At 73.9% G+C, this 9,533-nt stretch carries 11 protein-coding genes; 8 read left to right on the top strand and 3 right to left on the bottom strand.

Going from position 1 to position 9,533, the window contains the following annotated elements; translation table 11 throughout:
* Positions 1–589: 589 nt before the first annotated feature.
* Positions 590–1,921, bottom strand: coding sequence for a tetratricopeptide repeat protein (locus E6U81_RS31190; RefSeq protein ID WP_136233382.1), 1,332 nt, complete (start codon positions 1,919–1,921; stop codon positions 590–592).
* Between the two features lie 250 nt (positions 1,922–2,171).
* Here E6U81_RS31190 and E6U81_RS31185 point away from each other — a divergent pair, with 250 nt between their 5' ends.
* Together E6U81_RS31185 and E6U81_RS31180 are read left to right on the top strand one after the other, a co-directional pair.
* Positions 2,172–2,573 carry a hypothetical protein gene (locus tag E6U81_RS31185; protein ID WP_136233381.1) on the top strand — a complete coding sequence of 134 codons (402 nt, stop codon included), beginning with the start codon at positions 2,172–2,174 and terminating at the stop codon, positions 2,571–2,573.
* 34 nt (positions 2,574–2,607) lie between these two features.
* Complete coding sequence (locus E6U81_RS31180; RefSeq protein WP_136233380.1) at positions 2,608–3,486, top strand: fused MFS/spermidine synthase; 879 nt, start codon at positions 2,608–2,610, stop codon at positions 3,484–3,486.
* 157 nt (positions 3,487–3,643) lie between these two features.
* Here E6U81_RS31180 and E6U81_RS31175 read toward each other — a convergent pair whose 3' ends face one another.
* Positions 3,644–4,528: a LysR substrate-binding domain-containing protein gene (locus E6U81_RS31175; RefSeq protein WP_206310053.1), complete on the bottom strand. Its 885-nt coding sequence runs from the start codon at positions 4,526–4,528 to the stop codon at positions 3,644–3,646.
* A gap of 150 nt (positions 4,529–4,678) precedes the next feature.
* Here E6U81_RS31175 and E6U81_RS31170 point away from each other — a divergent pair, with 150 nt between their 5' ends.
* Positions 4,679–5,092, top strand: a complete 414-nt coding sequence (locus E6U81_RS31170) for a hypothetical protein (protein ID WP_136233378.1) — start codon at positions 4,679–4,681, stop codon at positions 5,090–5,092.
* A gap of 73 nt (positions 5,093–5,165) precedes the next feature.
* Here E6U81_RS31170 and E6U81_RS31165 read toward each other — a convergent pair whose 3' ends face one another.
* The gene (locus E6U81_RS31165; protein ID WP_136233377.1) at positions 5,166–5,714 is read right to left on the bottom strand and encodes a hypothetical protein; all 549 of its coding nucleotides are present in this window, start codon (positions 5,712–5,714) and stop codon (positions 5,166–5,168) included.
* Positions 5,715–5,793: 79 nt separating this feature from the next.
* Here E6U81_RS31165 and E6U81_RS31160 point away from each other — a divergent pair, with 79 nt between their 5' ends.
* From E6U81_RS31160 to E6U81_RS31145, 5 genes are read left to right on the top strand one after another with little or no spacing between them, the layout of a single operon-like run.
* Entirely contained in the window at positions 5,794–6,483 is a 690-nt protein-coding gene (locus E6U81_RS31160; RefSeq protein ID WP_030655573.1) for a response regulator transcription factor, read from the top strand.
* Positions 6,484–6,526: 43 nt separating this feature from the next.
* Positions 6,527–7,927, top strand: a complete 1,401-nt coding sequence (locus E6U81_RS31155) for a HAMP domain-containing sensor histidine kinase (RefSeq protein ID WP_136233376.1) — start codon at positions 6,527–6,529, stop codon at positions 7,925–7,927.
* 52 nt (positions 7,928–7,979) lie between these two features.
* Positions 7,980–8,144, top strand: coding sequence for a DUF5993 family protein (locus tag E6U81_RS40110; RefSeq protein WP_168714778.1), 165 nt, complete (start codon positions 7,980–7,982; stop codon positions 8,142–8,144).
* A gap of 2 nt (positions 8,145–8,146) precedes the next feature.
* Positions 8,147–8,797 (top strand): disulfide bond formation protein B, encoded by a 651-nt coding sequence (locus E6U81_RS31150; RefSeq protein ID WP_136233388.1) that lies wholly within the window; start codon positions 8,147–8,149, stop codon positions 8,795–8,797.
* Positions 8,798–8,833: 36 nt separating this feature from the next.
* Positions 8,834–9,496 (top strand): NAD(P)-binding domain-containing protein, encoded by a 663-nt coding sequence (locus E6U81_RS31145; protein ID WP_136233375.1) that lies wholly within the window; start codon positions 8,834–8,836, stop codon positions 9,494–9,496.
* Positions 9,497–9,533 lie beyond the last annotated feature (37 nt).

Raw genomic sequence — 9,533 nt, 5'->3', positions numbered from 1 at the left:
GCCGAGGAGATACTCCGCCGGGGCACCGCCCTACCAAGTCCGGCCCCGGCCCGCGAAAACCTGCCCACCCCCGGCGGGAGCCGAACCTTTCCGGCCCCGTCCCGCGGAATCCTGCCACCCCCGGCGGGAGCCGAAGGGCGCCGAGCCGAGGAGATACTCCGCCGGGGCACCGCCCTACCAGGTCCGGCCCCGCCCCGCGAAAACCTGCCCACCCCCGGCGGGAGCCGAACCGTTCCGGCCCCGCCCCGCGACAACCTGCCACCCCGGCGGGAGCCGAACCGTTCCGGCCCCGGCCCGCAGAAACCCGGCCACCCCGGCGGGAGCCGAACCGTTCCGGCCCTGCCCCGCGACAACCTGCCACCCCGGCGGGAGCCGAACCGTTCCGGCCCCGGCCCGCAGAAACCCGGCCACCCCGGTGGGAGCCGAAGGGGAAGCCGAAATCAGCCTCGCCGGCGATTGAGGCGCGGGGTACGGGGCGGAGCCCCGGGAACACCGGCCGACCCGAGGGGATACCTCGGCGGGGCACCCCCGGCCGAACCGTCCGCCCCGCGGAAACCCGCAACCCCGGCGGGAGCCGAAGGGCCGAGCCTCAGGCAGAGGCGTGGCGGGTCAGGAACGCGCCGACCCGGGGCGACCGCTGGTGGGGGACCAGGGCCGTGGCCGTCTCCGCGAGCATCGCGCGGACCCGCGTCGACTGGACCTCGCCCAAGAGGTCCAGTACCCGCCCGCCGGCCCACGCGGCCTCGTCGGGGGCGTCCGCCCGCGCCAGGTCACCGGCCAGCTCGGCGGTGTAGAGGGCCACGTTCCGGGCGAAGTGCGGATCCTGGAGGTCGGCCGCCCGCCGCGCGTGCCGCGCCGCGCGGGCGTGTTCCCCGAGCGCCGCCCAGCAGCGGGCCTCCAGCGACTCCAGCTCCGCCTCGCCGAAGAAGGACATCCACTCGGGGTCGGCCTCCGCCGGTCCCCGGGAGAACTCCCGGTGCGCCCGCGCCAGCGACTCCTCGCAGGCCTTGCGGTCGTCCAGCCCCGCCCAACCGCCCGCCTCCCGCAGCGCCAGCAGCGCCAGGAGCCGGGGCGAGCCGAGGGAGGACGCGGCGCGCCGCCCCGCCTGGGCCGCGCGTACCGCCTCGCGGGCGCGACCGGTGTCGCGGGCCAGGAAGGACATGTTGCTGAAGGCGTGCGCCTCCAGGCCCGCGTCCCGCGCCACCCGGGCCGTGGCCAGGGCCTCCGCGTAGTGCGAGCGGGCGTCGTCGAAGCGGCCGGAGTCGTGGGCCAGCCAGCCGACCGAGACGGCCAGTTCACCGGCGCCCGAGTGCAGCCTGTCCTCGGTGGACTGCCGGGTGGCCCCGGCGTCGAGCAGGGCGTAGGCGGTGCGCAGGGGCTCGGAGGCCCGGCGGTACAGGGCGTCCGCGCCGTGCCGGTCGTCCAGCAGCCGGATCCGGCGTACGGCGTCCTCGACGGCGGCGGCCTCGGACTCGCCGGCGCGCGCGGGCAGCCGGCGGTTGTCGCCGAGCAGGGTGAGGCCGAGCGTCGCGGCCGCCACGGTCGCGGAGCCGCCCGCCATGAACGCGCGACGCAGCACGTCGCTCTCCTTGGCACTGGATGGGGAACGGGGGACGGGGACGGAGAGGGCGGCGGGGCCCGGGCCGCGTTGCGCGGCGCGCCCGCGGACGCTCTCGCGGGGGGAGAAGCCCAGGTCGGCCAGGGCGCGGCCGGGGAACATGTGGAGGAAGACCCGCTCGTAGGCGTAGTTGGGGCAGCGGATCTCGCCGGACTCGACCCGGCCGATGTAGCGCGCGTCGCAGGAAACCGTTTCTCCGATCTCCTTCGCCGCCCGTCGTACCAGGGCCGCGAACTCGGCAGGGGAGTGCTGCCCGCGCAGCCGCCGGAACGTGGAGTTGGGTGAGTGGGGGAACGCCGCCATGGACGTGACCTCTCTGGCAAGGAACCCAGCGCCGGTGCGGTGGCTGGTGCAGTTGGGCCCGGCGCGCATGAACGTACCGCCAGCGACGGGGTGTTCACGCGATGTTTAGCTACAAAACGGATATCTCACCCGCGATCCGCCATGAACTGCCATCCTTTGCGGCGTCTTGGTGCCGCACCCGTTGACGTTCCCGTGCGTTGAACCCATGCGGATACGGATCGAGGAGGGGTTCCCCTTGGTGGAGGCCGGCATGGAGAGCACTGGAACGAACACCGCGCCCGGGCCCGGCGCGGCCCCGGACCTGGACCTGGTGACCGTGCCCGCGCGGCAGGGCCTGGAGGCGGTGGACATCATCCGCCGCTCCGCCGGCCGGTCCGGCCCGGTGGGGCCCGTCCTGCACGACGGGTCCGGCGACACCCTCGGCTTCCTCGTCCCGCCCGGCACCGCCGACGCCTGGGACCTCCCGGGCAGCGCGTGTACGCAGTCCGACGGCCGGGGGATGCGCTTCGGCGACGCCGTCTCGCCCACCGCGGGCGCCACGGGCTGGCTGCTCCCGCCGGAGGCGGTCGGGCCGGTCACCGACCCCGAGGTGCTGCGCGCGGCGCTCGGCGAGGCGGCCCGGCTGATCGAGGCCGCGGACAACTGCCGCTGACCGCTCCCGGCCAGCCGGCCCGCACAATGGGGTGGTGGCAGGCAAGGACAGGAACAAGGGCAGGCAGCGCGGGCGAGGCGGCGCGGAGGCGGTCGTCGGGCAGGTGGACGGCGGCCGGGCGGAGCTGGAGCCGGACCGCGAGCGCCCCGGCGCCTGGACCCTGCTGATCGACGGCGCCCCGCAGTCGCACGTCGACCTCGACGATCCCGCGTACCTGGACTTCTCCTACCAGCGGCGGATCGGCCACCTCATCGATCTCGTCGCGCCCGCCCGCCAGCCCCTGAACGTGGTGCACCTGGGCGGCGGCGCCTTCACCCTCGCCCGCTACACCGCGGCGTCCCGCCCCCGCTCCACGCAGCAGGTCGTGGAGATCGACGCCGCCCTGGTGGCCTTCGTGCGGGAGCACCTGCCGCTGGACCCGCAGGCGCGGGTCCGGGTCCGGGCGGTGGACGCGCGGGCCGGCCTGGCCAAGGTGCCGGACGGCTGGGCGGACCTGGTGATCGCGGACGTGTTCGGCGGGGCGCGGACCCCGGCGCACCTGACGAGCACCGAGTTCCTGGACGACGTACGCAGGGCCCTGGCCCCCACCGGGTGGTACGTGGCGAACCTTGCGGACGGGCCGCCGCTGACCCACCTGCGCGGCCAGATCGCGACGGCGGCGTCCCGCTTCACGGAGCTGGCGCTGGCCGCGGACCCGGTGGTGTGGCGGGGGAAACGTTTCGGCAATGCCGTGCTGGTGGCGGCGGACCGGGAACTGCCCGTCGCGGAATTCACCCGGCGGGTCGCGAGCGACCCGCATCCGGGCCGGGTCGAGCACGGCCGGGCGCTCGCGGCCTTCGCGGGCGGCGCGGCCCCGGTCGCCGACGCCTCCGCGGTGGCCTCGCCGCAGCCGCCGTCCTCCGTCTTCCGCTAGTGCTGTGGCCGGGCAGGTTTGCCGGGTCGCGGTGTCCGGTGCGGTGGACCGCGAGGCGGAGGGCCACGGCCCGTACCGGACGTACTTGCGTGGTTCGACAACGCGGCGAGGTGCCGTGCCGGGCGTCGCGACACGGTGAACCTTTCCGGTCACAGCACTAGGCGGTCTCCGCCCGGCACGGCCGCAGCTCCCGTACGACCTGGGCGAAGGCGCGCACCAGCTCGTTGCGGTCCTCACTGGGCCACACCAGCGCCCACTGGGCGGCCGGGGCGTCGCGGATGGGGAGGTAGGTGATGTCGGGGTAGGGGAAGTACCGGGTGGAGTGCTGGTGCAGGGGGCTGACGACCTGGCCGTCGCCGACGAGGGCGAGGACCTCCTGCAGGGTGCGCGCGGTCGGCCCGCGTTTGACGAGGCGTCCGGCCGGTGTGCGTCTCGGTGTCAGCGACTCCACCCAGTAGGACGGCGCCAGGGAGCCGAGGTCGGCGACCCGGTAGCCGCCCAGTTCCTCCCACGCGACGGAGCCGAGGCCGGCCATGCAGGACCCGGCCGGGACGGCGAGGACGCGCTCCTCGGTCAGCACCACGGGGCCGACGGTGAGGTCGGATTCGGTGACCGGCAGCCAGAGGATCTGCGCGTCCACCTCATGGGCGCGGAGGGGGCCGAGCGGATCGGAAAGCCGGGACTCCACCAGCGCGACGGAAATGTTCTGATGGCGTGACCGGAATTCCTCGATCAACGGCCGGATCTCATGCCCCAGGGCTCCGAGGAAGCCGACCCGCAATACCCCGCCCGTTCCGCGGGCCGCTGCCTGTGCCCTTTCGATCGCCGTCCGGAACAGGTCCCGCGCGTGCGTGAGGTCCTCGCGCAGGCCGCTGCCGACGGGGGTGAGGCTCACCGTGCGGGTGGTGCGCTCGAACAGCGCCGCCCCGATGGCCCGTTCCAGCTTGCGGACGACCTGGCTGACCCGGGCCTGGGAGAGGTGCAGGCGCTCGGCCGTCCGCCCGAAGTGGAGCTCGTCCGCCAGCGTCAAAAAGACGTCCACGTCTCGCATTTCCAATGCCGTTCCCCCGCCTCACCGATAAATCTGGCTTATCGAATTGGGTCCAGACTCTACGTCGATCTTTCCCATGTCGCTTCGATAGCGTCCGTGTTGTCAGTCGAGCACGTTCGAAACGAAGGAGCCAGAAAGAATATGGGCAAGCTCAGCACGTTCGCCGCCGCGGCGGCTTCCGCGACCGCTCTCGTCGCCCTCGCAGGGGCCCCCGCCGACGCCGCGGGCGCGGCGTACAACACACGGCAGCTGACCCTCACGGCGAACCCGACCGCGGGCATGCCCAACGCCTGCGTGAGCCGTCAGATCTTCCTGGCGACCGGGACCTACAAGTGGTCGCAGGTCCTCGACGGCGCGCGCGTACCCAGCCGGGAGATCTACCTCGCCGCCGGCACCTACACCTGGGACGACTGCCTGGTCACCCGCGACGGGTACTACAACCAGTACTCCCACCTGACCAAGGCGGGCTCGTCGACGGCCACCCTGGCCGACACCAGCGAGCTGAGGCTGTCGGGGACCCACACCTTCGGATCGGAACTCGACCCGCGCTTCTGAGTCCGGGGGCCGACCAGAGCAGGGCCGGCGCCAACGGGGGTGCGGCCCTGCAGGGCCGCACCCCCGGGCCGCCTCAGGGGTCGACGATCTCGACCATCGGCGGGTGGTCGTGCCAGGTGCAGAACACCGACACCTCACGGCCGTCCCGGGTGAAGGTGACCCGGATCCAGAAGTCCTGCTTCCACACCTGCATCCGCCAGCCGGCCGCCGGCGTCGCCGAGACCAGCTCGGCCGAGGAGGCGCCGAGGGAGAAGGTGACCCGGCCGCCGGAGACCGGATAGGCCTGCACCTTCCCCGTGTCCTGGCCGTCCGCCTGCCGCCGGCCGTCCGGGGAGGCGGAGGGCTTCGGCGAAGGCGTGTCGGCGGAGGCTCCGGCGGTCGGTGACGCGCTCGGGCCGGGCGACTGAGAGGGCGAGGCCGAGGCGGACGGCGTCGGCGAAGGGGATCCCTGGGGCTGCGCGCGCTGGGTCGAGGAGGACAGCGGCTGCCCGGTCAGCGGTACCGCGAGCGGCCGGTCGTAGGCCGTGCCCGACATGACGGTGTGGACACCCCACCAGCACAGCGTCACCGCCGCCCCGGTCGCGAGCATCCACGCCATGGCATGCACAAGTCCTCTTCGCATCAGGGCACATACTGCACCACGCGTCACAACAGTGGCCCGACACCCCGTGCAGTCGCCCGGATGGACTACGGTGCGGCCCATGGCAAGTGTGCTCGTGGTCGAGGACGACCAGTTCGTACGTTCCGCCCTCATCCGGCACCTGACCGAGGCCTCGCACACCGTGCGGAGCGTCGGCACGGCCCTGGAGGCCCTGCGCGAGGTCGCGCACCACCGCTTCGACGTGGTCATCCTCGACCTCGGCCTGCCCGACCTGGACGGGTCCGAGGCGCTCAAGATGCTGCGCGGCATCACCGACGTGCCTGTGATCATCGCCACCGCGCGCGACGACGAGGCCGAGATCGTCCGGCTGCTCAACGACGGCGCCGACGACTACCTGACCAAACCCTTCTCCGTCGAGCACCTCTCCGCACGCATGGCCGCCGTCCTGCGCCGCGCCCGGGCCGCCGCCGGCGCCGAACCGCCCTCGCGCGTCCTGCGCGTCGGCGGGCTCGCCATCGACCCGCTGCGCCGCCAGGCCGAGCTCGACGGGGCCGTACTGGACCTCACCCGCCGCGAGTTCGACCTGCTGGCCTTCCTCGCCGGGCGGCCCGGGGTGGTCGTGGCCCGGCGCGAGTTGCTCGCCGAGGTCTGGCAGCAGTCGTACGGCGACGACCAGACCATCGACGTCCACCTGTCCTGGCTGCGCCGCAAACTCGGCGAGACGGCGGCCCGGCCCCGGTACCTGCACACCCTGCGCGGGGTCGGCGTGAAGCTGGAGCCACCGCAGTGACCGCGGTGACCGCGGTGACCGCAGCGATCGCAGTGCTGCCGCGATGAGATGGGCCCTGGTCAAGGTGTGCCTCGCGGTCACGGCCATGGTGGTCGTGGCCTTCGCCGTACCGCTCGGGCTCGTCGTCCAGGAGATGGCCAGCGACCGGGCCTTCTCCAACGCCGAGCGGCAGGCCGCCACCATCGGGCCGACACTGTCGATCACCACCGACCCGACGCAGCTGAGCAAGGCGGTGGAGTCCACGCAGATGGGCGCCGCCCGCCGGATGGCCGTCCACGTGCCCGCGATCGGCGACAGCCCGCCGGTGAGCATCGGTGAGGGCCGGGCCGGGGAGCGCGCCGTCGCCGAGACCCGGCGGATGGGGCGGGCCACGACGGCCAAGGTGTCCGGCGGCGGCTCGGCGCTGCTCCAGCCGACCGCGCTCGGGTCCGGGGACATCGCCGTGGTGGAGGTCTTCGTACCGGAGAGCGAGGTCAGCAACGGCGTCGCGACCGCCTGGCTGGTGCTGGCGGGCGTCGGACTGGCCCTGATCGTGGGCTCGGTCGCGGTCGCCGACCGGCTCGGCGCCCGGCTGGTCCGGCCGGCCGAACGGCTCGCGGACGCCGCGCACCAGCTCGGCGAGGGGCGGCTCGGGGCGCGCGTGCCGGAGGCCGGCCCGAAGGAGCTGCGCTCCGCGGCCGTCGCGTTCAACGCGATGGCGGACCAGGTGGTCGAGCTCCTCGCCAACGAGCGGGAACTGGCCGCCGACCTCTCGCACCGGTTGCGTACGCCGCTGACGGTGCTCCGGCTCAACACCGCCTCGCTCGGGGACGGCCCGGCCGCCGAGCAGACCAGGGCGGCGGTGGAGCAGCTGGAGCGCGAGGTCGACACGATCATCCGCACCGCCCGGGAGCAGCGCCCGGCCACCGGCCTGGTCGGGGCCGGAGCGGGATGCGACGCCTCCGAGGTGATCCGCGACCGGATGGACTTCTGGTCGGCGCTGGCGGAGGACGAGGGCCGCGAGGTGCGGCTCGCGGGAGTGGACCGTACGGTACGGATCCCCGTGGCGCGGCCCGAACTCGCCGCCGCCCTCGACGCCATGCTCGGGAACGTCTTCCGGCACACCCCCGAGGGCACCCCCTTCGCGGTGGACGTCCACGACGCGGGCGACGCGGTGATCGTGCTCGTCTCGGACGCGGGCCCCGGCATCTCCGACCCGGACGCCGCCCTGCGGCGCGGCAACGACGGCGGCCGGGACGGGTCCACGGGCCTCGGCCTGGACATCGTGCGCCGGGTCGCGGAGTCGACCGGCGGCGACGTACGGCTGGGGCGTTCGGTGCTCGGCGGCACCGAGGTCCGCGTGTGGATCGGCCTGGACGGCCGGAGCGCGGGCGGCCCGGGCGGGGGCAGGCCCGGGCGCGGCCGACGCGGCAACCGACGTAACCGGGGGCGCGCCACGCCGTGACCGGGGGCGCGCCTAGCAGGCGGGATGTCCTCGTCTCGGTACGGTCCGCGGCATGGACACCCTCATCTTCGGCGGGCTCCTCGCCACGCTGATCGCCATGTACCGGGAGACGTCCCGGATGGTCGTGCTCGGGGCGTGGTGGGCCATGCTCATCGCCGTCACCCTGCTGATGGCACACCACATCACCGGCAGCCTGGCCCTGACCCTGAGCTGGTGACCATGGCGACGATCGAGAGCCTCATCCCGGAGAGCACGCCCGAGGCCACCCAGCCGGGCAAGGTCCAGTACTGGTTCGCCTGCTTCTTCGCCGTCGCCTGGAGCGGCGTGGTGGGCGCCAGCCTCTTCCACGAGTTCGGGGCGCGCGAGTTCCCGTGCCCGCTCTGCGTCGTGCAGCGGATGTTCATGCTGCTGGCGGCGCTGGGAGCGGCGTACATCATCCGTACGGCGCTGCTGCGCGGCTCGGTGACGGGCCGCCACTACATGACGGGCTGGGGCCTGACGCTGATCGCGCTCATGGGCGGCTCCTTCGCGTCCTGGCGGCAGACGGCGCTGCACATCCTGCCGGGCGCCAAGGGGTACGGGGGCGAGGTGTTCGGCCTGCACCTGTACGTGTGGGCGCTGATCCTCTTCCAGGTGTCGGTGGTCGTCGTCGGCATCGCCCTGGCCACCGCGCACACGACGGCGGAGCACGGTGTTCCGGCGACTGCGCCGGGGCTGCTGCGCACGGCGGGGCTGTTCGCGCTCTGGCTCCTGGGCGCGGTCATCGTCGTGAGCATGGCGGCCGTATTCCTGGAGGAGGGCTTCCACTGGTTCCTCCCCGATGCCCCGAAGCGGTACCGGTTCTTCTCCGACATCGGGATCCTGGGCTAGGCCGTCTCTTGCGGATCGGACCGGAAGGAAGCAGAGATGCGCTACGCAGTCCTCGGCACCGGGATCGTCGGCCGTACGGTGGCCGCCCGGCTCGACGCGCTGGGCCACCGGGTCGCCATCGGGACCCGGGACCCCGGGGCCACCCTCGGCCGGGCCGAGTACGCGGACTGGCAGGAGGTCCACCCGGGGGTGGGGCTGGCCGGCCTCGCGGAGGCGGCCCGGGACGGCGAGGTGCTGGTCAACGCCACGGGCGGGCGGGTCAGTATCGCCGCGCTGACGGAGGCGGACGCCGCCCACCTGGACGGCAGGATCCTGATCGACGTCGCGAACCCGCTGGACTTCTCCGGCGGCTTTCCACCGGGCCTGGACCCGGTGAACGACGACAGCCTGGGCGAGCTGATCCAGCGGACGTTCCCGGGGCTGCGGGTGGTCAAGACGCTGAACACCATGAACTGTCAGATCATGGTGGACCCGGCGCGGGTCGCCGGCGAGCACCACGTCTTCGTCTCGGGCGAGGACGCGGACGCGAAGCGGGCCGTCCGCGAACTGCTGCACTCCTTCGGGTGGCCGGAGGCGAGCGTGCTCGACCTCGGCGGCATCGAGACGGCCCGGGGCACGGAGATGCTGCTGCCGATCTGGCTCCGCCTGATGGGCGCGCTCGGCCACACGGACTTCAACTTCCACGTCCAGGGCGCCTGACGGGGACGCGGGCCCTACGCCGCCGCCCGTCCCGCCG

It is taken from the genome of Streptomyces sp. A0592 (assembly GCF_004795115.1).
GTDB classification, from domain to species: domain Bacteria; phylum Actinomycetota; class Actinomycetes; order Streptomycetales; family Streptomycetaceae; genus Streptomyces; species Streptomyces erythrochromogenes.
This window is presented reverse-complemented; position numbering and strand designations above follow the sequence as displayed.

Excerpts from the sequence above, each read along its gene's own strand:
- E6U81_RS31190 (WP_136233382.1), bottom strand. The coding sequence starts at position 1,921 with ATGGCGGCGTTCCCCCACTCACCCAACTCCACGTTCCGGCGGCTGCGC.
- E6U81_RS31185 (WP_136233381.1), top strand. The coding sequence starts at position 2,172 with ATGGAGAGCACTGGAACGAACACCGCGCCCGGGCCCGGCGCGGCCCCG.
- E6U81_RS31170 (WP_136233378.1), top strand. The coding sequence starts at position 4,679 with ATGGGCAAGCTCAGCACGTTCGCCGCCGCGGCGGCTTCCGCGACCGCT.
- E6U81_RS31165 (WP_136233377.1), bottom strand. The coding sequence starts at position 5,714 with ATGCGAAGAGGACTTGTGCATGCCATGGCGTGGATGCTCGCGACCGGG.
- E6U81_RS31160 (WP_030655573.1), top strand. The coding sequence starts at position 5,794 with ATGGCAAGTGTGCTCGTGGTCGAGGACGACCAGTTCGTACGTTCCGCC.
- E6U81_RS31155 (WP_136233376.1), top strand. The coding sequence starts at position 6,527 with ATGAGATGGGCCCTGGTCAAGGTGTGCCTCGCGGTCACGGCCATGGTG.
- E6U81_RS40110 (WP_168714778.1), top strand. The coding sequence starts at position 7,980 with ATGGACACCCTCATCTTCGGCGGGCTCCTCGCCACGCTGATCGCCATG.
- E6U81_RS31150 (WP_136233388.1), top strand. The coding sequence starts at position 8,147 with ATGGCGACGATCGAGAGCCTCATCCCGGAGAGCACGCCCGAGGCCACC.
- E6U81_RS31145 (WP_136233375.1), top strand. The coding sequence starts at position 8,834 with ATGCGCTACGCAGTCCTCGGCACCGGGATCGTCGGCCGTACGGTGGCC.